Source organism: Streptomyces cyanogenus (genome assembly GCF_017526105.1).
In the GTDB taxonomy this organism is placed as follows: Bacteria; Actinomycetota; Actinomycetes; order Streptomycetales; family Streptomycetaceae; genus Streptomyces; species Streptomyces cyanogenus.
Genome location: NZ_CP071839.1, coordinates 3,931,790 through 3,950,662, shown reverse-complemented (window position 1 = coordinate 3,950,662; position 18,873 = coordinate 3,931,790). Strand labels below are relative to the sequence as shown.

At 72.6% G+C, this 18,873-nt stretch carries 17 protein-coding genes and 1 pseudogene; 9 read left to right on the top strand and 9 right to left on the bottom strand.

Translation table 11 applies throughout. The features are described 5' to 3' along the window. Positions 1–187 precede the first annotated feature (187 nt). The 3 genes and pseudogenes from S1361_RS17675 to S1361_RS17665 form a co-directional block, all read right to left on the bottom strand. Positions 188–469: pseudogene (locus S1361_RS17675) on the bottom strand (MMPL family transporter); the annotation flags it as partial. 48 nt (positions 470–517) lie between these two features. Next, a complete protein-coding gene (locus tag S1361_RS17670; RefSeq protein WP_208032800.1) occupies positions 518–901 on the bottom strand; it encodes a VOC family protein in 384 nt (127 codons plus the stop codon). 104 nt (positions 902–1,005) lie between these two features. Beyond that, positions 1,006–1,623: a LysE family translocator gene (locus S1361_RS17665; protein WP_208032799.1), complete on the bottom strand. Its 618-nt coding sequence runs from the start codon at positions 1,621–1,623 to the stop codon at positions 1,006–1,008. Between the two features lie 82 nt (positions 1,624–1,705). Here S1361_RS17665 and S1361_RS17660 point away from each other — a divergent pair, with 82 nt between their 5' ends. Then, entirely contained in the window at positions 1,706–2,158 is a 453-nt protein-coding gene (locus tag S1361_RS17660) for an Lrp/AsnC family transcriptional regulator (protein ID WP_030341781.1), read from the top strand. Positions 2,159–2,244: 86 nt separating this feature from the next. On the opposite strand, the gene S1361_RS17655 is transcribed toward S1361_RS17660, so the two are convergent. After that, a complete protein-coding gene (locus tag S1361_RS17655; RefSeq protein WP_208036649.1) occupies positions 2,245–2,880 on the bottom strand; it encodes a TetR family transcriptional regulator in 636 nt (211 codons plus the stop codon). A 134-nt stretch (positions 2,881–3,014) separates the two neighbouring features. Between S1361_RS17655 and kbpA the strand changes: the two genes are divergently transcribed. From kbpA to S1361_RS17640, 3 genes are all read left to right on the top strand, one after another. Beyond that, entirely contained in the window at positions 3,015–3,749 is a 735-nt protein-coding gene (gene kbpA, locus S1361_RS17650) for an AfsK-binding protein KbpA (RefSeq protein ID WP_208032798.1), read from the top strand. Between the two features lie 179 nt (positions 3,750–3,928). After that, positions 3,929–6,289 carry a protein serine/threonine kinase AfsK gene (gene afsK, locus S1361_RS17645; RefSeq protein ID WP_208032797.1) on the top strand — a complete coding sequence of 787 codons (2,361 nt, stop codon included), beginning with the start codon at positions 3,929–3,931 and terminating at the stop codon, positions 6,287–6,289. Positions 6,290–6,420: 131 nt separating this feature from the next. Next, the gene (locus S1361_RS17640; RefSeq protein ID WP_208032796.1) at positions 6,421–7,026 is read left to right on the top strand and encodes a hypothetical protein; all 606 of its coding nucleotides are present in this window, start codon (positions 6,421–6,423) and stop codon (positions 7,024–7,026) included. On the opposite strand, the gene S1361_RS17635 is transcribed toward S1361_RS17640, so the two are convergent. From S1361_RS17635 to S1361_RS17625, 3 genes are read right to left on the bottom strand one after another with little or no spacing between them, the layout of a single operon-like run. Further along, complete coding sequence (locus tag S1361_RS17635) at positions 7,023–7,808, bottom strand: enoyl-CoA hydratase/isomerase family protein (protein WP_208032795.1); 786 nt, start codon at positions 7,806–7,808, stop codon at positions 7,023–7,025. The two genes, S1361_RS17640 and S1361_RS17635, sit on opposite strands and share 4 nt — an antisense overlap. Then, the gene (locus S1361_RS17630; protein ID WP_208032794.1) at positions 7,793–8,200 is read right to left on the bottom strand and encodes a Zn-ribbon domain-containing OB-fold protein; all 408 of its coding nucleotides are present in this window, start codon (positions 8,198–8,200) and stop codon (positions 7,793–7,795) included. Before S1361_RS17630 ends, S1361_RS17635 begins: the two co-directional genes overlap by 16 nt. 5 nt (positions 8,201–8,205) lie before the next feature. Then, on the bottom strand, positions 8,206–9,360 hold the full coding sequence (locus S1361_RS17625) for a lipid-transfer protein (RefSeq protein ID WP_208032793.1): 1,155 nt from the start codon (positions 9,358–9,360) through the stop codon (positions 8,206–8,208). Positions 9,361–9,443: 83 nt separating this feature from the next. Here S1361_RS17625 and S1361_RS17620 point away from each other — a divergent pair, with 83 nt between their 5' ends. Continuing rightward, positions 9,444–11,066 carry a FadD3 family acyl-CoA ligase gene (locus S1361_RS17620; RefSeq protein ID WP_208032792.1) on the top strand — a complete coding sequence of 541 codons (1,623 nt, stop codon included), beginning with the start codon at positions 9,444–9,446 and terminating at the stop codon, positions 11,064–11,066. 119 nt (positions 11,067–11,185) lie between these two features. Here the strand turns inward: S1361_RS17620 and S1361_RS17615 are convergent, their stop codons facing one another. Together S1361_RS17615 and afsR are read right to left on the bottom strand one after the other, a co-directional pair. Further along, the gene (locus S1361_RS17615; protein ID WP_208032791.1) at positions 11,186–11,371 is read right to left on the bottom strand and encodes a sigma-like protein; all 186 of its coding nucleotides are present in this window, start codon (positions 11,369–11,371) and stop codon (positions 11,186–11,188) included. Positions 11,372–11,573: 202 nt separating this feature from the next. Beyond that, on the bottom strand, positions 11,574–14,531 hold the full coding sequence (afsR, locus tag S1361_RS17610; RefSeq protein WP_208032790.1) for an SARP-family global regulator AfsR: 2,958 nt from the start codon (positions 14,529–14,531) through the stop codon (positions 11,574–11,576). Positions 14,532–14,721: 190 nt separating this feature from the next. On the opposite strand from afsR, the gene S1361_RS17605 reads away from it, so the two are divergent. The 4 genes from S1361_RS17605 (at position 14,722) to S1361_RS17590 (ending at position 18,871) form a co-directional block, all read left to right on the top strand. After that, positions 14,722–15,948 carry an amidohydrolase family protein gene (locus S1361_RS17605; RefSeq protein ID WP_208032789.1) on the top strand — a complete coding sequence of 409 codons (1,227 nt, stop codon included), beginning with the start codon at positions 14,722–14,724 and terminating at the stop codon, positions 15,946–15,948. Positions 15,949–15,953: 5 nt separating this feature from the next. Next, positions 15,954–16,871, top strand: coding sequence for a TIGR03619 family F420-dependent LLM class oxidoreductase (locus tag S1361_RS17600; RefSeq protein ID WP_425088028.1), 918 nt, complete (start codon positions 15,954–15,956; stop codon positions 16,869–16,871). 9 nt (positions 16,872–16,880) lie between these two features. After that, positions 16,881–17,651: an SDR family NAD(P)-dependent oxidoreductase gene (locus tag S1361_RS17595; protein WP_208032787.1), complete on the top strand. Its 771-nt coding sequence runs from the start codon at positions 16,881–16,883 to the stop codon at positions 17,649–17,651. 101 nt (positions 17,652–17,752) lie between these two features. Continuing rightward, positions 17,753–18,871 carry an LLM class flavin-dependent oxidoreductase gene (locus S1361_RS17590; protein ID WP_208032786.1) on the top strand — a complete coding sequence of 373 codons (1,119 nt, stop codon included), beginning with the start codon at positions 17,753–17,755 and terminating at the stop codon, positions 18,869–18,871. Positions 18,872–18,873: the final 2 nt, after the last annotated feature.

Genomic DNA, 18,873 nt, shown 5'->3' with positions numbered 1-18,873 from the left:
GCGGGAAGCCGGTGAGGGCGCGCCGTCCCCACGGAGCCCTCACCGGCTGGTCTGCTGTCGGGAGCTGGGTCACAGGCGCGTACCGGCTCCCGGTCCCCGCCGGGATCGGCGTCGGCGCGGTCCAGCCACGTCGGCAGGCACCAGGCCCGCCTGCCGAGCAGGGCGAGCACCGCCGGGACGGTGGCCATGCGGACGAGGAACGCGTCGAAGCGACGGAGACGACCTCGGAGCCGCTCCGCGGCTCCTTCACCGTCCTGCGGACGGTCGCCTTGTGGTCCTTGTCCGTCATCTTCTCGCCGCCCGGCGCCTTGAAGACGACCCGCGCGGTCGCGCCGTCGGCGCCCATCCCGGGGAAGCGCTGTTCTGGCAGGTCGAAGGCCTTCTGTGCCTCGGTGCCGGGGACCGAGAAGGAGGTGTTGCCGGCGGCCGGCGCGGAGGCGGCGCCCACCCCGGCGAGGGCGAGCAGCGCGCCCCCAGGGCCTGTCACCCGGATCGGGCCCGGTCGGGGAACCGGAGGTCACAGGGGCTTCAGCCGGCTGCGCAGGAGGCAGAACTCGTTGCCCTCCGGGTCGGCCAGGACGTGCCAGCTCTCGGTGCCGGTCTGGCCGACGTCGGCGGGCCTGGCGCCGAGAGCGAGCAGCCGCTCCAGCTCGGCGTCCTGGTCCCGGTCGGTGGCGTTGACGTCGATGTGCAGGGGGAGCTTCCCCGCCCGCGGGCCGCTGCTCGGGCTGAGGACGAGCGTGGGCTGCGGGCCGCCGAAACCGGCGTCGGGCGGACCGATCGCGATGCTTCCGTCGGCTTCCCGTTCGAGTTCGACGTAGCCGAGGACCTCGCTCCAGAACGCGGCGAGCCGTTCGGGATCGGCGCAGTCGAGGACCAGCTCACTGATGCGGCATGCCATGCCGGCCAGTCTACGGAGCCGGACGGTGCGCCGCGCGGTGTCAACCGGGCGGCCCCGACGGGCTGTTGGCGTGCCCCCGGTGCGACGGTCCGGCCCCGGCCGCCTCAGAGCGTCGACAGCCGTTCCACCAGCAGCAGCGCGCCGATCCCGAGCATCGCCGCGCCCGAGGTGCGGGTGACCGCGCGGGCCGCCGCCGGGCGGGCGGTGAGCAGGACGCGGGCGAGGGCGCCGACGGTGAAGTAGACGGCGGCGCAGCACGCCATGTGGAGCAGGCCGAGGGCCGCCGTCTGGGCGGGGACGGGGAGGTGGGCGCCGGTGAGGGTGAGGAACTGGGGGAGCACGGAGAGGTAGAGCAGCAGGCCCTTGGGATTCAGGCCGCTGATCGTGGCGCCGCGCAGGAAGAGCCGGCCGCCGGGCGCCGCCGCGCCGTCCGCGTCCGGGACGGCCGGGCGGCGCAGGACGCCCCAGCCCAGCCACAGCAGGTAGCCCGCGCCCGCCACCGTCAGGGCCGTCAGCAGCCGGGGCGAGCCCGCCACCAGCACCGCCAGGCCCGCCGTCGCCAAGGCCGTGTGCAGCGCATAGCCGCAGACCAGGCCCGCCACCGCGCGCGCCACCGAGCCGCCGCGCAGGGCGGCCGCGATGACGTACGCCCAGTCGGCACCCGGCACGCACACCAGCAGCAGGTCCACGACGAGGAAGGAGAAGAGCAGTCCCGAGTCCATGCCGGCGACATTAGGCGCGAATGGCCCGAAAGTGTTTCCGAAGTTTGCCCATGATCGCCGGATCTGAGCAAATATCTTCTTCATGGACGACGTGGACCGGAAAATCCTTGCCGAGCTGCAGCAGGACGGGCGGCTGACCGTGACCGAGCTGGCCGCCCGGGTACGGCTGAGCGTCTCGCCCTGCCACCGGCGGCTGCGCGAGCTGGAGCGCTCCGGTGCCGTCCAGGGCTACCGCGCGGTGGTGGACCCGGCCGCGCTCGGCCTGAACTTCGAGGCGCTGGTCTTCGTGTCCATGCGCCAGGAGGACCGGGACACGGTCGCGGAGTTCGAGCGGGCCGTCGGCGAGCTGGAGCACGTGCTGGACGCCCAGCGGCTGTTCGGCGAACCGGACTACTTGCTCCGGGTGGCCACCGCCGACCTGGCCGCCTTCCAGCGGCTCTACGACGAACGGCTGGCGACCCTGCCGGGGGTGCAGCGGCTGACGTCGACGCTGGTGATGAAGCACGTGGTGCGGGACCGTCCGCTGCCCGCGTAGCACGGCAGGCGGCAGCTCACCTCGGTGAACCGCCGCCTGCCAGACAGGACTTCGGGTGCGGGGGAAAGGGCGCGGAAGGGTGTGGCCTACTTGCTCGGCTTCCTGCCGGTCACGCCCAGGTGCACCAACAGTGCCAGGTTCGGCTTGAGTTCGGCCTGCTTCACGCCCCAGGAGGTGAAGCCCTTCTGGTGGGCCGCCACCGCCGCGAGCATCGCGACCAGCGAACCGGCCACCGCCGCCGGGTTCACGTCCTTGTCGACGCGGCCCTTGGACTGGAGTTCCGCGATGGAGTCCGCGAGGGAGTTGTTGACCGAGTTCAGGATCTTCATGCGGATCTTGTAGAACCGTTTGTCCCCTTCGGCCGCACCGAGGTCCACCACCCGCAGGATCGCATCGTTCCTGCGCCAGAACTCCAGGAACCCGTCCACGAGTTCCTGCGCGGTGGCCCAGCCCGACTTGCCGGCCCAACTGCGTCCTTCGAGCAGTTCGGTCAACCCGGCACCCTCGGCCGCCATGTGCTCGGCGATCTCCAGGACGGCACCCTCGACGTCGGGGAAGTACTGGTAGAAGGTCGCGGGCGAAGTGCCCGCCTTCCGGGCGACATCGATGACCTTGACGTCCCGGTACGGGGAGGAGCTGAGCATCTCGCTGAGGCAGTCGAGCAGCTTCTGCCGGGTCGCCTGCCCACGCCGGCCGGCCACGCGGCCGTCGACGGTACGCACTTGTCCTGTCATGCCGTCAGCTTACCGAGGGGTGATCGGAGCGCGATTCGGCCGACTGCAAATGGGGTGCACGGGGCTCTCGGGGATGGTGTGCCTGGTCTGCGGCGTGCGCGCGGCCCGGTTACTTTGACGACATGGCCGAAAACAGGGCATCCGCGAACGAAGAGACATACGGGGAGGGCGTCCCCTGCTGGGTGGACGCCCAGCTGCCCGACGTCGAGGCGGGCAAACGGTTCTACGGTGAGCTCTTCGAGTGGACCTTCGAGGCGGCGTACGGCTCCTCCGTGTGGGCCCGGAAGGACGGCGCGCTCGTCGCCTCCCTGGCCCCCAAGACGGACGGCCGTATGCCCACCGTCTGGACGGTGTCCTTCGCGACCTCCGACGCCGAGGCCCTCGGCCGGCGGATCACGGCGGCCGGCGGGCAGGTGGTCATGGCCCCGTTCCCGGTCGGCGACCTCGGCACCGCCGCCCTGGCCGCCGACCCCGAGGGCGCGGTCTTCGGGCTGTGGCAGCCCGGCACCCACACCGGCTTCGGACGGCGGCGGGAGCCGGGCACCTTCGTCTGGGCCGAGCTGTACACCCGGGACACCGCCGCCGCCAACGCCTTCTACGGCGGCCTCTTCCACGACGCCCTGTTCGGTACCGGCGCCGAGCCCGACTTCGGCCGCGCGGACGTCACCGACGTCTTCCCGGCCGAGATGCCCCCGCACTTCCTCGTCCACTTCCGGGTCGCGGACCTGACGGACGCACTGGGGGCCGTACAGCGGCTCGGCGGGCGCGTCCAGGCGCCGCCATTCGAGACGTCGTACGGACGAGTGGCCGTCGTCACCGACAATCAGGGGGCATCGTTCGCACTGCTCCAGCGCTGACCGGTCCGCTTTGGTCCGATACAGCATGAGACACCCTGATTGTCACCGGGTTCGCAACCAGCCGCCCGGCCAGGAAGAATCGGGGTGCGTGCCGCCATGGCGGTGCGGTGGTGAGACGCTGCACTCCGGTCGCGTACATATGGAGAGTGGCGCGGCTCGTACGGGGAGGTGGCAGGCAAGTGGTGGATCAGCTGACGCAGCACGATCCGCGGCGGATCGGGCCGTTCGAGGTGCTCGGCCGGCTGGGGGCCGGCGGCATGGGGCTGGTCTATCTCGCGCGCTCGGCGTCCGGCCGGCGTGTGGCGATCAAGACGGTGCGCACCGAGCTGGCCGAGGACCAGCTCTTCCGCGTCCGCTTCACCCGCGAGGTGGAGGCGGCCCGCGCGGTCTCCGGCTTCTACACCGCGGCCGTGGTCGACGCCGACCCGCGCGCCGCCGTGCCCTGGCTGGCCACCGCCTACGTGCCCGCTCCCTCGCTGGAAGAGATAGTGAACGAGTGCGGGCCGCTGCCGGCCCAGGCCGTGCGCTGGCTCGCGGCGGGCGTCGCGGAGGCCCTCCAGTCCATCCACGGCGCCGGGCTGGTCCACCGCGACCTCAAGCCCTCCAACGTGCTCGTGGTCGAGGACGGCCCCCGGGTGATCGACTTCGGTATCGCCTCCGGCGTCTCCAACACACGTCTGACGATGACGAACGTCGCCGTCGGCACCCCCGCCTACATGTCCCCCGAGCAGGCCAAGGACTCCCGCAGCGTCACCGGCGCCAGCGACGTCTTCTCCCTCGGCTCCACCCTGGTCTTCGCGGCCACCGGCCACCCGCCCTTCCACGGCGCCAACCCGGTCGAGACCGTCTTCATGCTGCTGCGCGAGGGCCCGGACCTCACCGGCCTGCCCGACGAGCTGCGTCCGCTGATCGAGGCGTGCATGCAGATGGAGGCGACCGGCCGCCCCACCCCGGCCGACCTCCAGGCCCAGCTCGCCCCGCACCTGTTCGGCTCCGGCTCCGACGACAGCGGCACCGCCTCCGCCTGGCTGCCCGAGAAGGCGGTCGCCCTCATCGAGGCCCGCCGCGGCGGACGCCCCGCCGCCAAGCCCGCCCCGGCCCCGACCGGCGGCCCGCGCAGCGGCGACCGGCAGGCCGTCGTACCCCCGCCGCCGCCGTACGACCCCCCGGCCCCGGCCTCCGCGCCCGTGCCCGTCCCGGTCGGCGCCCCCGACACCGGCCCGGTCCGGCTGGCCGGCGCCCAGGTGCCCATCGGCCCCGGCCCGCGGGTCGCCGACGCCCGCGCGGCCGCAGTGAAGGCACCCCCGCCCGAGGCCGGCCTGGTGGCCGGCTGGTCCCGGCCCCGCCCCGGCGTGGCCGGTGCCGACCCCGCCGTACCGCCCGTGCCGCCGTCGCCCCCGGAGACGGCGAACGGCTGGCGCCCCTGGCGGTTCCGCATGTCCAACGACGTGTGGGGCACCCCGTCCGTCGACGGCGACCTGGTCTACGTCACCTCCTTCGAGGTGCACGCGCTGGACGTGGCCACCGGCCGCCGCCGCTTCAAGACCCGGGACGTCGCCTGGTCCATGGCGGTGGCGGACGGCCGTATCCACGCCTCCGACGGTCCCACCCTGTTCGCCCTGGACGCCCGCGAGGGCACCGACCTGTGGCGGCTGTCCACGGACGCCTGGGTGTACTCCCTCCAGGCCGACCGCGGCACGGTCGTCACCGGCACCCGCGGCGGCGGCGTCCAGGCCTGGGAGGCCACGGGCGGGCAGAAGCTGTGGGAGATCACCGGCTGCCAGACCGACTTCGAGTCCCCGGAGGCCGGCCCGGTCGTGCACGACGGCACGGTGTACGTCTGGCAGGACGCCCGGCTGCGCGCCCTGGAGGCCCGCACCGGCGAGGAGCGCTGGTCCTACCCCATCGGCGACGCGGCCTCCTGCGGCGGCGTCCCGGTGCGGCTCGCCCCGGCGCCCGACGGGTACGTCTACATCTCCGCCGGCACCCGCGTGCTCGCCGTCGAGGCGGTCAGCGGCAGGGTCCGCTGGCACTTCGAGGCCCCGGCGGTCTTCCTGAGCCCGCCCGCCTTCGCCCCGGGCCCGGCCGTCACCGGCGGCGGTGTCTACCTCGCCGACTACCTCGGCACGGTCTACGCCCTCGACGCCGCCGACGGCCGCGACCGCTGGCGCATCGCCACCGAGGCCCGTGCCTCCGTCGAGCCGGTCCTGGTGGCCGCCGGGCACGTGCACGTCGGCAGCGGCAAGGGCCTCTACACCCTGGACGCGGTCACCGGCACCCCCAAGTGGCGGTTCCAGGCGGGCGGCGACGTCGTCGGCGCGCCCGCGGTGGCGGAGGGCCGTATCCACTTCGGCTCCACCGACCACCTCCTCTACACCCTGAAGGCCGACGACGGCCGGCTGCGCTGGAAGCTCGCCACCGGCGGCGAGATCACCGGCTCCCCGGTGGTCAGGGACGGCGTGGTGTACGCGTGCAGCAAGGACCGGTGCGTGTACGCGCTGGACGCGGAGAAGGGCACGGGGACCGCGCGGACCGCGTGAGCGGCGCGACGGCCGTCGTACCGGGTCTGCACGGAAGGGGCTCCAGACGGCGGCCGTCCACGGCTGACGCTACCCCCGGCGCCCGGCGGCCGCCATGCGATGCGCCCGGCGGCTAGGGTGCTGGCATGCACATGCCTACACGGACGCGCGCGCTCAGGTTCACGGCCGTACTGACCCTGGTGGTGCTCGGCCTGACCGGCTTCTCCGGCCGGCACCACGGCAGCCGGGGGAGCGGAGGCGGCGGGGGCGGGTGCAGCAGTTCGCACCAGGACCACGACAGTTCGTCGTCGTCCACGTCGGGGGGCGGATCGTACGACTCGTCGGGCGGGTCCTCGTACGGCTCCTCGTACGGTTCCTCGGGCGGCTCCTCGGGCGGGTCCTCGTACCGCTCCTCCGGCGGCGGCTCCTACCGGCGCGCCCACCGCCCCACCTCCACCCCCACCGGCAGCGGCAAGGGCAAGGCGCTGCAGGAGGGCACGGTGAAGCTGATCGGCTGTGCCACCGACAAACGGCCGTACGCCACGGTCGAGATCGCGAACCCGAACAACAGCGAGGCCGAGTTCCAGGCCCGGGTCACCTTCTACGACGACGAAGGCACCCAGATCCTCGACAACTCCTCCTACACGGTCACGGTGCCCGCGAAGGGCAGGGCGACCACCCGGGTGCCCGTCGGCGACCGCCTTCGGCTGAAGGTCGACCACTGCGAGGCGCGTCCGAAGGCCGAGGTCGAGTCCTAACGCACCCGGTACTCCCGCGACCTCCCCGCGAACAACTCCGCCTGCCGCCCGGCCGGCAGACTGCCCAGCGCGATCAGATGCGGCGCCTGCGCGAACGCCTGCGCCCGCGCCGCCTCCTTCGCCGCCCACAGCGCCCGCACCGTCCCCTGCACCGCCTCCGGCGGATACCCGGCGACGATCCCGGCACAGCGCACCGCGGCCTCCACCGCCCGCCCCTCCTCGGCGATCTCGGACACCAGCCCCACCTCGTGCGCCCGCCGCGCCGACATCCGCTCGGCCGTCCCCATGAGCGCCGTCCGCGCGGCCTCCCCGTACGGCATCCGCTGGGCCATCAGCACGGACTCGTAGGCGCTGACCATGCCGTACGTCGTGTGCGGGTCGAAGAACACGGCCGTCGGGTCCGCCACCACGAACTCGCTCTCGCCCAGCAGGTAGAAGGCCCCGCCGCAGGCCATCCCGCGCACCGCGGCGATCACCGGCTTCCACAGGTCGTTCGCCTTCGGCCCGACACCCAGCAGCGGATCGTCCTGCATGTACGGCGACGAGGGCTGCGGTACGACGGCGTCCCGGTCGATGCCCGTACAGAACGCCCGCTCCCCGCTGCCGGTGAGCACGACGGCCCGGACGGCGTCGTCGAACCGCAACTCGCGCCAGACCTCGGCCAGTTCCCGGACCATGGTGAGGTCGACGGCGTTGAGCCGCCCCGGCCGGTCCAGGGTGACGACGGCGACGCCGGTGTCCTCGCCGACGTCGAGGCGGACGGTGTTCACGCCGGCACCCACTGCGGCAGCCCGCCGGAGAAGACCGCGCGCACCCGGGCGCCGATCCTCAGCCGCGCCGGGTCGAAGGAGTTCAGCGGCGCCCCGGCGTGCGCGACCACGTTCCCCACGAGCCGTATCCGCGGGGCCTCCTCCAGCTCCACGACGACCACGTTGTACGGCGCCTGTTCCGCGTAGCCGGGCAGCAGCGGCGGATGCGGCACGACGTACGACCACACCCGCCCGCGCCCCGACACCGGCCGCCACTCGCTCGCGAAGGACTGGCAGTGCGGGCAGCAGGGCCGGGGCGGGAAGCGGAGTTCACCGCAGTCGGCGCACGCCTGGACGCGCAGCTCGCCGCGGGCCGCGTACTCCCAGAAGGGTGCGCCGTCGGTGTCGGTGACGGGACTCAGCATGGCGGTCAGCTCCTGAGGAGGAGAGCGGAGGTGGGGACGCCTTCACCCGCCGTGACCAGGCAGGTCGCGGCGCCCGGGACCTGCGCGGTACTGGTCCCGCGCAGCTGCTTGACGCCCTCGTTGACGAGGTTGAAGCCGTGCACGTAGGCCTCGCTCAGCCCGCCCCCGCCGGTGTTGACGGGCAGCCGTCCGCCGATCTCCAGGGCGCCCTGCTCGGTGAAGGCGCCGCCCTCGCCGCGAGCGCAGAAGCCGTAGCCCTCCAGGGACAGCGGGACCAGCGCGGTGAACGCGTCGTAGATCTGCGCCACGTCGACGTCCTCCGGCGTGAGGTCGGCGTGCTTCCACAGGTGCCGGGCGGCGGTCCAGGCGGGCCCGGTGAGCGGGTCGTCGTTCCAGTAGTTGACCATGCCGTGGTGCTGGGCGGGCAGCCCCTGCGCGGCGGCGTGGACGTAGACGGGTTGCCTGGCGCAGTCCCGGGCCCGCTCCCTGCCGACGACCACGCAGGCCAGGGCCCCGTCCGTCTCCAGACAGTTGTCGTAGAGGCACAGCGGCTCGCTGATCCACCGGGAGGTCATGTACATCTCGCGGGTCAGCGGCCGTTCGTACATCACGGCGGCCGGGTTCTGGTTGGCCCGGTTGCGGCAGGCCAGCGCGACGTTGAAAAGGTGGTCCCGCGTCACGCCGTACTCGTGCATGTACCGCCGGGCCAGCATGGCGATCTCGTCGACGGGCCGGAGCAGCCCGAACGGCCGGGTCCACTGGCCCGGGGTGGGCAGCTGGACGGCCGTGTCGGTCCACGGCCGGGGCCCGCTGCCCCTCTTCCTCGACCGCCACGCGACCCCCACCGTGGCCTGCCCGGAGGCGATGGCGGCAGCGAGGTGCGCGACGGTCGCACAGGAGCCGCCGCCCCCGTACCCCACCTTGCCGAAGAAGGTCAGGTCCCCGAAGCCGACGGCCTTGGCCAGCTCGACCTCGTCGGTCTGCTCCATGGTGTACGAGGCGAGCGCGTCCACCTCGCCGGGCGCGATCCCCGCGTCGTCCAGCGCGGCGAGCACGGCCCGGCAGGCGAGCGTCCTCTCGTCCTCGGCCAGCTGCCGGGCGAACGCGGTCTGCCCGATCCCGACGATGGCGGCGGCGTCCTTGAGCCCTGCTCCTGCCATGTACGGCCCCCTCTCCTGACAGGCCGTCAGATTAGCGCTAATCTGACGGTCAGTCAGCTACCTGTGCGGGGGGAGGCCGGTCCGTGACGGCGTCGTGGGAGACCATCCCGGAACTGGTGCGGTGGGCGGCCGGACGGTACGCGGACACCGAGGCCGTGGCCGACGGCCGGACGAGGATCACCTACGCCGAACTGGGCGCCCGGATCGAGCGGGCGGCCGCGGCCTGCCTGGCCTGCGGGGTGGAGGTGGGCGACCGGGTCGCCGTCTGGGCCCCCAACACCGTGGACTGGATCGTCGCGTCCCTCGGCGCGGTGTCGGCGGGCGCGGTCCTGGTACCGCTGAACACCCGCTTCAAGGGCGCGGAGGCAGCGGACGTACTGCGCCGCAGCGGGGCGAGGCTGCTCTTCGTGACGGGAACGTTCCTGGGCACGTCGTACGTGGCGTCGTTGCGCAGGGCGGCCGGTGCGGGACCGTCCGGCGCAGAACGCCCCCTCACCGCCCTGCCGGACCTGGAGCGCGTGGTGGTCCTCTCGGACGACGCACCGCCCGACTTCGAGACGTGGAAGAACTTCCTGGCCACCGGAGAGGGCGTGGCGGGACCGGAGGTGCGGGCCCGCGAAGGTGCGCTGACCGGCTCCACCCTCTCGGACATCGTCTTCACATCCGGTACGACGGGCCGCCCCAAGGGTGCGATGATCACGCACGGCCAGACCCTGCGCGCGTACGAATCCTGGGCGGACCTGGCCGGCCTCCGCCGGTCCGACCGCTACCTGATCATCAACCCCTTCTTCCACACCTTCGGCTACAAGGCCGGGGTGCTCGCCTGTCTGATGCGTGGGGCGACGATGATCCCGCAGCCGGTGTTCAACGTGGACACGGCCCTGGCGAACATCGCGGCGGAACGGATCTCGGTCCTGCCCGGCCCGCCGACCCTGCACCAGCAGCTCCTGGACCACCCCACCCGGGACGCCCACGACCTCTCGACGCTCCGTCTGGTGGTGACCGGTGCGGCGGTGGTCCCCCTGCGCCTGGTGGAACGCCTGCGCGAGGAACTCGGCGTCGGGACGGTCCTGACGGCCTACGGCCTCTCGGAGGCCACCGGAATCGTCACGATGTGCCGCCGCGGCGACGCCCCGGCACTGATCGCCTCCACCTCCGGCCGTCCGGTCCCCGGCACGGAGGTCAGGGTGACGGCCCCTTCCGGCGCCCCGCTCCCGCCCGGCACACCCGGGGAGGTACAGGTCCGCGGCTTCAACGTCATGCGGGGCTACTACGAGGACCCCCTGGCCACCGCGGAGGCGATCTCCGAGGACGGCTGGCTGCGCACCGGCGACGTGGGCGTCCTGGACGCGGCGGGCAACCTGCGCATCACGGACCGCCTGAAGGACATGTTCATCGTCGGCGGCTTCAACGCGTACCCCGCGGAGATAGAGCAACTCCTCTGCACCCACCCCGACGTCCTGGACGCGGCGGTCATCGGCGTCCCCGACGCCCGCCTGGGCGAGGTCGCCAAGGCCTACGTCGTCCGCCGCCCCGGCTCACTCCTGACCTCCGCCGACCTGATCGCCTGGTCCCGCCGCGAGATGGCGAACTACAAGGTGCCGAGGTCGGTGGAGTTCGTGAGGTCACTTCCACGCAACGCGAGCGGCAAGGTGGTCAAGGGCGAGCTGAGGGGGAGGGAGGTGTCCCGTGCCTGGTGTGGCTGACCTGCGTCGACGCCATGGGCTGGTGGAGGAGATCCGCCGATCGCCCGCGCCCGCACACACCTCGGCCGCGGCGGCTCCCCCTCCGCGCCGCCGCGGCCGATCCCCGTCGGGGTGGTGGCTTACTTGCTGCCCAGGTCCAGCGCCGGCGGCACTGGCGCGTGGCTGTCCAGCGTGGTGACGGGCTCCTCGCCGGGTGCGGGCGCGTGGCTGTCGTTCGTGGTGGCCACCGGGTCCTTGCCGGGCGGCGCCGGCGCGTGGCTGTCCAGCGTCGTGATGTCCTCGTTGGTGGTGTTGGCTTCGCTCATGGCTGGGTCCTCCCCGGTCTGCATGCGGTGCGATGGGAACGCCCACCCGGCAACTCCCCCGTGGGCCGCCGAGTGAGCGTTCCAGGGCCGTTCACCTTATCCGTGAGGCCCGTTCCGATCCGTCTGCCCCCCGACGCGACGGGTCGATGCCATGAGAGTGACAGGGCGTCATAAACGTTCGATGAACGCCGGGGCGGCCGGATCAGGCCGCCGCGATGGGATGGAGCAGGCGCCGTACCTCCACAGCCTCGGCCGCCTCCGACGATCCGTGAATGCTGAGCGCCTCTCGCCAGCACGCGCGGGCACGGTCCACCTGTCCAAGGGCATCGAGGGACTTGCCCAGCAGAGTCAGCACATTGGCGCGCATCCAGTCCCCGCCGATACACCCGATCCCGAGTGCCTGCTCCGCGTGCTGGGCCGCCTGGGCTGCCCTGTGCGCTGCGAGGTGTACTTGCGCGATGCGAAAGTGGGTGGTGCCCTCCCACAGTCGCTGCCGGTTCTCCACGAAAATGCGCAGCGCCTCGGTGAATTGCTCCAGTGCCTCGCCGAGTCGGTCCGTGTGACTGAGGGCGATGCCCAGGGCGTACCTTGCGTTGGCGAGCCTTACGGTCAGCCCCAGCTCGTCGTATATGGCGACGCCCTGCTGAACGAGCTCGATGCCTGCCGCTGCCCTGTCCATGGAAACGAGTACGCGCGAGAGGTTGCAGAGTGCGCTGGCCTCTCCAGGCCGATTGTCGTCCGCACGGAAAGCGGCGATGGCCCTGAGCAGGTGCGCTTCGCCCGCTGCGTGATCATTCCGGCAGATGGCGATGATGCCCAGCTCGTTCGGCGCGTTCCCACTCGTCCAAGGGTCGCCGGCCGCTGCCCCCAGGGCAACGGCCTCCCTGGCCTCAACGGCCGCCTCGTCGAACTGTCCCGCCTTGATGAGAACTTGGGTGAGCGTCACGCGGGCGCGCCCCGCCGCCAGGGAATCGCCCAGGGCATCGGCGGCGTCGCGGGCCGCCCGGGTGGCCGTTTCGTAGACGAGCGAACTGGCACCCGACTCCACCAAGTCCTTCGAAGCCAGGAGGAGGTCGACTCCTCGGCGGAGATTCTCCTGCCCCAGGGACTGCTGGACGCAGGCGAGGATGCAGGCGGCCTCGGTGTGCAGCCAGTCCAGTGCCTTTCCTTCGTCACTGAAGGTCTGACCCGCCTGCTCCGTCACCTCGAGATGGTCCACGGTCCGGTCACCCGGACGCTCAATGGCGTACACCCGCGCCGCCGTAGCCAGATAGAAGTCCAGCAACCGCGACATCGCCGCCGCCCGCTCGCTCGGCGGCCACTCGTCCCTCTCCGCGCATGCCCGCGCGTACAGGCGGACCAGGTCGTGGAACCGGTACCGCCCCGGCGCCGCCGATTCCAGCAACGACGTGTCGACCAGGGACTCCAGGAGGTCCTCGGTGTCCTCCGGGGGGAGGTCCAGGACCGCTGCCGCCGCTGCCAGGGAGATGTCCGGGCCGTCGGCCAGGCCCAGCAGGCGGAACGCCCTTGCCTGGGCCGGTTCGAGTTGGCCGTAGCCCAGTTCGAAGGTGGCCTTGACCGCCAGGTCGCCGGCCTGCAGCTCGTCCAGGCGGCGGCGTTCGTCCGCCAGCTTGGCTGCCAGGACCGAGACCGTCCAGGTGCGGCGGGCCGCCAGGCGGGACGCCGCGATGCGGATCGCCAGGGGGAGGAAGCCGCAGGCGGCGACGACGTCCAGGGCGGCCTCGCGCTCCGCGGCCACCCGTTCCTCGCCCACGATCCTGGTGAACAGCGCCAGGGCCTCTTCCGGGGACATGACGTCGAGGTCGACCAGGTGGGCGCCGGCGAGGTCGAGCATGCGGACGCGGGAGGTGACCAGGGCGGCGCAGCCCTCCGTGCCGGGCAGGAGCGGCCGTACCTGGGCCGCGTCCTTCGCGTTGTCCAGCAGGACCAGGACCCGGCGGCCGTCCAGGACCGAGCGGTACAGGGCCGAGCGTTCCTCCAGGGAGTCGGGGATCGCCGAGTCCGGCGTGCCCAGGGCCCGCAGGAAGGAGCCCAGCACCGTTTCCGGTTCCGCCGGGCGGGGGCCCGTGCCCTGGAGGTCCACGTACAGCTGCCCGTCCGGGAAGGCCGGGCGGGCCCGGTGGGCCACGTGGACGGCGAGGGTCGTCTTGCCCACCCCGCCGATGCCGGCCAGGGCCGACACCGCCATGACCCTGCCCTCCGCCTCGGACGCCGAGGACAGGACCTCGGTCAGTTCCGACACGAAGGAGGAGCGGCCGGTGAAGTCGGGGACCGACGCGGGGAGCTGCGCGGGGCGGACCGGGGCCGCCGTCGGCTCCGTCACGGGCGCCGAGGGTTCCGCCAGGGCCGGGTCGGCCCGGAGGATGCGCTGCTGGAGTTCGCTCAGGCCCGGGCGGGGGTCGACCCCCAGCTCCTCGGCGAGCAGGCGGCGGGTGTCCGCGTACACCGCCAGGGCCTCCGCCTGGCGGCCGCTGCGGTACAGGGCGAGCATCAGGAGTTCGCGCAGGCGTTCCCGCAAGGGATGCGCCGCCGTCAGGGCCGTCAGTTCCGAGACGGCATCGGCGTGGCAGCCCTGTTCCAGGTCCAGGTCCAGGCGGGTCTCCAGCAGGCCGAGCCGCCACTCCTCCAGGCGGGCCCGCTGGGCCTCGGCGTAGGGGCCGGGGACGCCCGCCAGGGGTTCGCCGTCCCAGAGCGACAGGGCCTGGTTCAGCAGTGACCGGGCCCGGCCCAGGTCGCCCGTCCCGCGTGCCTTCTCCGCCTCCGCCGTCAGGTCCTGCGCGACGGCGAGGTCCAGGGCGCCCTCGCCCAGGCCGCGCACGGCGTAGCCGCCGGACTCGCTGACCAGGACGCCGGGGTCCAGGGCCTTGCGGAGCCGGGAGGCGTAGGTGCGGACCGCCGCCAGGGCCTGGGACGGCGGCTCGGAGCCCCACAGGGCGTCGATCAGCTCGGCCGCCGTGGCCGTACGGCCCTCCCGGAGCAGCAGTGCGGCCAGCAGGGCGCGCTGCTGGGGGGAGCCCGTGGGGAGCGCCTCCTCGCCGCGCCAGGCCCGCACCGGACCGAGCACGCCGAAGCGCAGCGGGCCGGGCTCCGCGACGGGCCCGGCACGCCGCTGCTCGGGTACTCGCGGCCCACCGTCCATGCGTTCGTCCCCCTCGGCATCACGAACAACCCCGTCAGTTTGCCTTGTTCCGGGCGGTTGCGTCAGCCGTGGGAGACGCCGATCACAGAGGGCCGCACGTGGGTGCACGAAGCCCTCACAACCTCTCCGCATGCCGCCCGTCCCGCACCGGGAGCTGACGGACCGTCAGATCGGCGCTACCGTGCACGGTATGGAGACCACACAGTTCCCGCTGATCATCTCCGTCGACGACCACACCGTTGAGCCCGCCGGCGTGTGGCAGGACCGCCTGCCGCGGAAGTACCGGGACGTCGGGCCCCGGATCGTGCGCGCGCCGCTGAAGGAGATGACCTTCCTGGGCGGGCGGTTCAAGCCCGTCATGGGCAGACCGGGCAGCGACGAGGGGCCGCTCGGCGACTGGTGGGTGTACGAGGACCTGCACCGGCCGCTCACCCGCCTCGACACCGCCGTCGGGTACGCCAGGGACGAGGTCAGGCTCGAGGTCATCACGTACGAGCAGATGCGGCCGGGGTCGTACGACGTGTCCGCGCGGCTCGCCGACATGGACGTCAACCACGTCCAGTCCGCCGTCTGCTTCCCCACCTTTCCCCGCTTCTGCGGTCAGACCTTCACCGAGGCCGCCGACAAGGAGCTGGCCCTGCTCTGCGTGCGCGCCTACAACGACTGGATGGTGGAGGAGTGGTGCGGGGCGCAGGCGCGGGGGCGGCTGATACCGCTCACGCTCATCCCCCTGTGGGACGCCCGGCTGGCCGCGCAGGAGGTGCGGCGCAACGCCGAACGCGGCGTCCGGGCCGTCGCCTTCTCCGAGATACCCCCGCACCTGGGCCTGCCGTCGGTGCACACCGACGACTGGGACCCCTTCCTCGCCGCCTGCGACGAGACCGGCACCGTGGTCGCCATGCACATCGGGTCGTCGAGCCGGATGCCGTCCACCTCCGCCGACGCGCCGCCCGCCGTCGGCTCCACGATCACCTTCGCCAACTGCTGCTTCTCGATGGTCGACTGGCTGATGAGCGGCAAGTTCGAGCGCTTCCCGAACCTCAAGGTCATGTACGCGGAGGGGCAGATCGGGTGGATCCCGTACATCCTTGAGCGCGCGGACGTGGTGTGGGAGGAGAACCGCGGCTGGGGCGGGGTCGCGGACAAGGTGCACCGGCCGCCGTCCGAGCTGTTCGCCGAGCACGTCCACGGCTGCTTCTTCGACGACGCCTTCGGGCTCGGGAACCTCGACGCCATCGGGGTCGGCAACGTCCTGTACGAGACGGACTACCCGCACTCCGACTCCACGTGGCCCAAGTCCCGGGAGGTCGGCGAGGCCCAGATGGGGCACCTGCCGGCCGACGTGGTCGAGCGGATCGTCCGGGGCAACGCCATCGAGCTGCTGGGGCTCACCGCGCAGGGGCTGTGGCGGGCGTGAGCCCCCTGGCGTACGGCATCCAGCTGCCCGTCCAGTCGCAGAGCACCCTGTACGCCGAGCCCTGGGAGACGTCCGCCGGGCCCGCGGACCTGGTCGCCGTGGCCCGGGCGGCCGACCGGGCGGGGTTCGCGTACGTCGCCTGCTGCGACCACGTGGGCATACCGCGCCGCCTCGCCCCGGCCATGGGCACCGTCTGGTACGACCCCGTGGCCACCCTCGCCCACGTCGCCGCCGTCACCGAGCGGGTACGGCTGCTCAGCCACGTGGCCGTCGTCGGGCTCCGCCACCCGCTGCTGACCGCCAAGCAGTACGCCACCCTCGACCACCTCTCCGGCGGGCGGCTGGTCCTCGGGGTCGGGGCCGGGCACGTGCGGGAGGAGTTCGAGGTGCTCGGCGTGGACTTCGAGCGGCGCGGAGCGGTGCTGGACGAGGTGATGGACGCGCTGCGCGCCGCCCTGGGGCCCGAGGAGTTCCCCGAGCACCACGGGAAGCACTACGACTTCGCCGGCCTGGGACAGCGGCCGCGGCCCGGCCGGCCGCACGTCCCGCTCTGGGTCGGCGGCTCCTCGCCGGCCGCCGTCCGCCGGGCCGCGCTGAAGGGCGACGGCTGGCTGCCGCAGGGGGACCCCAGGGAGCGGCTGCCCGGGCAGATCGCCCGGATCCGGCGGCTGCGCGAGGAGGCGGGGCTCGCCGGGGCGTACACCGTCGGCGCCCTCACCGAGCCGCTGTACGTCGGCCGGCCCGGCTGGGACGTCGGGCGGCGCACGCTCGCCGGGGCGCCGGAGGAGATCGCCGCGTCGCTGCGGGCCTACCGCGCGATGGGCGTGGACCAGGTCCAGGTGCGGTTCCGCAGCCGGAGCCGGGCCGAACTCATCGAGCAGATCAGCTCGTTCGGGGCGGAGGTCGCGCCCCGGCTGGACTGAGGAGACGGTATGGGCAAGCTGGACGGGCGGGTCGTCCTGGTCACCGGGGCGGCGCGCGGGCAGGGCGAGCAGGAGGCGCGGCTGTTCCGGGCGGAGGGCGCGCGGGTGGCCGTCGCCGATGTGCTGGACGACCGGGGGGAGGCGCTCGCCAAGGAGATAGGGGCGCTGTACGTCCACCTGGACGTGGGCACGGAGGAGAGCTGGCGGGAGGCCGTCGGGGCCGTCAGGGAGGCGTACGGGCGGATCGACGGGCTGGTCAACAACGCGGGCATCCTGCGCTTCAACGCCCTGGTGGACACGCCGCTGGACGAGTTCATGCAGGTGGTGCAGGTCAACCAGGTGGGCTGCTTCCTGGGGATGAAGGCGGTGGCGCCGGAGATGGCCGACGGGGGCACGATCGTGAACACCGCCTCGTACACGGCCCTGACCGGTATGGCGGCGGTGGGCACCTACACCGCCACCAAGCACGCGGTGTTGGGGCTGACCCGGGTGGCCGCGCTGGAGCTGGCGGGCCGGCGGATCCGGGTCAACGCGATCTGCCCGGGTGCCATCGACACCGCGATGTCGAACCCGGCCCGGCTGGATCCGGACGCCGACCCCGAGGAGACGAGCCGGGCCCTGGACGAGCTGTACCGCAGGCTCGTGCCGCTCGGCCGGGTCGGGCAGCCGGAGGAGGTGGCCCGGCTCGCCCTCTTCCTCACCTCGGACGACTCCTCGTACATCACCGGGCAGCCGTTCGTGATCGACGGCGGCTGGCTGGCGGGCGTCAGCGTCATCTGACTGACCGTCAGCTATTGACGGTCGTCGTGGCCGGTGCGACAGTCGGCCGACAGACACCAACTGACGAAGCGTCAGATACGCGTTGAGGACGGTGAACCGCCGTGGAATTCGGGCTCTTCGTACAGGGATACGTGGGCAAGCGCGCCGAGACCGACCCGCTGGCCGAGCACAAGGCGCTGATGGAGGAGACCGAGTACGTCATCCAGGCGGACAAGTCAGGCTTCAAGTACGCCTGGGCCTCCGAGCACCACTTCCTGGAGGAGTACTCGCACCTGTCGGCGAACGACGTGTTCCTGGGGTATCTGGCGCACGCCACCGAGCGCATCCACCTCGGCTCCGGGATCTTCAACCCGCTCGCCCCGGTCAACCATCCGGTGAAGGTCGCCGAGAAGGTCGCCATGCTGGACCACCTCAGCGAGGGCCGCTTCGAGTTCGGCAGCGGGCGCGGGGCCGGATCGCACGAGATCCTCGGGTTCATGCCGGGTGTGACCGACATGAACCACACCAAGGAGATCTGGGAGGAGACCATCGCCGAGTTCCCCAGGATGTGGCTCCAGGACGAGTACGCCGGCTTCCAGGGCAAGCACTGGCAGCTGCCGCCGCGGAAGGTCCTGCCGAAGCCGTACGGCAGGTCGCACCCGGCGATGTGGTACGCGGCCGGGTCCCCGCCGTCGTACGCCATGGCCGCGAAGAAGGGGCTCGGGGTGCTCGGCTTCAGCATCCAGAAGGTGTCCGACATGGAGTGGGTGCTGGAGCAGTACAAGACGGCGATCGTGGACGCGGAGCCGGTGGGGGACTTCGTCAACGACAACGTGATGGTCACGACGACCGCCGTCTGCGCGCCCACGCACGCGGAGGCGATCGAGATCGCCGTGAACGGCGGCCTGCACTACCTCCCCTCACTCGTCTTCCGGTACCACGACACCTTCCCGCGCCCCGAGGGCTTCCCGGTGTGGCCCGAGACGCTGCCCCCCTACACCCCGGAGTTCGTGGAGCTGCTGATCGAGGAGGAGCTGCTGATCTGCGGGGACCCGGACGAGGTGCTGCGCCAGTGCAAGCGGTGGGAGCAGGCCGGGGCCGATCAGCTGAGCTTCGGGTTGCCGGTGGGGGTGCCGAAGGAGGAGACGCTGCAGACGATCCGGCTCATCGGTGAGCACGTGATTCCGAGGATCGACACGGATCCGGTGCACCGGACGTCCCGGTTCCGGCAGGCTGCGTAAGG

Bases quoted from the DNA above. Each gene is read 5' to 3' on its own strand.
- S1361_RS17670 (WP_208032800.1), bottom strand. From the start codon at position 901: ATGGCATGCCGCATCAGTGAGCTGGTCCTCGACTGCGCCGATCCCGAA.
- S1361_RS17665 (WP_208032799.1), bottom strand. From the start codon at position 1,623: ATGGACTCGGGACTGCTCTTCTCCTTCCTCGTCGTGGACCTGCTGCTG.
- S1361_RS17660 (WP_030341781.1), top strand. From the start codon at position 1,706: ATGGACGACGTGGACCGGAAAATCCTTGCCGAGCTGCAGCAGGACGGG.
- kbpA (WP_208032798.1), top strand. From the start codon at position 3,015: ATGGCCGAAAACAGGGCATCCGCGAACGAAGAGACATACGGGGAGGGC.
- S1361_RS17640 (WP_208032796.1), top strand. From the start codon at position 6,421: ATGCCTACACGGACGCGCGCGCTCAGGTTCACGGCCGTACTGACCCTG.
- S1361_RS17630 (WP_208032794.1), bottom strand. From the start codon at position 8,200: ATGCTGAGTCCCGTCACCGACACCGACGGCGCACCCTTCTGGGAGTAC.
- S1361_RS17625 (WP_208032793.1), bottom strand. From the start codon at position 9,360: ATGGCAGGAGCAGGGCTCAAGGACGCCGCCGCCATCGTCGGGATCGGG.
- S1361_RS17615 (WP_208032791.1), bottom strand. From the start codon at position 11,371: ATGAGCGAAGCCAACACCACCAACGAGGACATCACGACGCTGGACAGC.
- afsR (WP_208032790.1), bottom strand. From the start codon at position 14,531: ATGGACGGTGGGCCGCGAGTACCCGAGCAGCGGCGTGCCGGGCCCGTC.
- S1361_RS17605 (WP_208032789.1), top strand. From the start codon at position 14,722: ATGGAGACCACACAGTTCCCGCTGATCATCTCCGTCGACGACCACACC.
- S1361_RS17595 (WP_208032787.1), top strand. From the start codon at position 16,881: ATGGGCAAGCTGGACGGGCGGGTCGTCCTGGTCACCGGGGCGGCGCGC.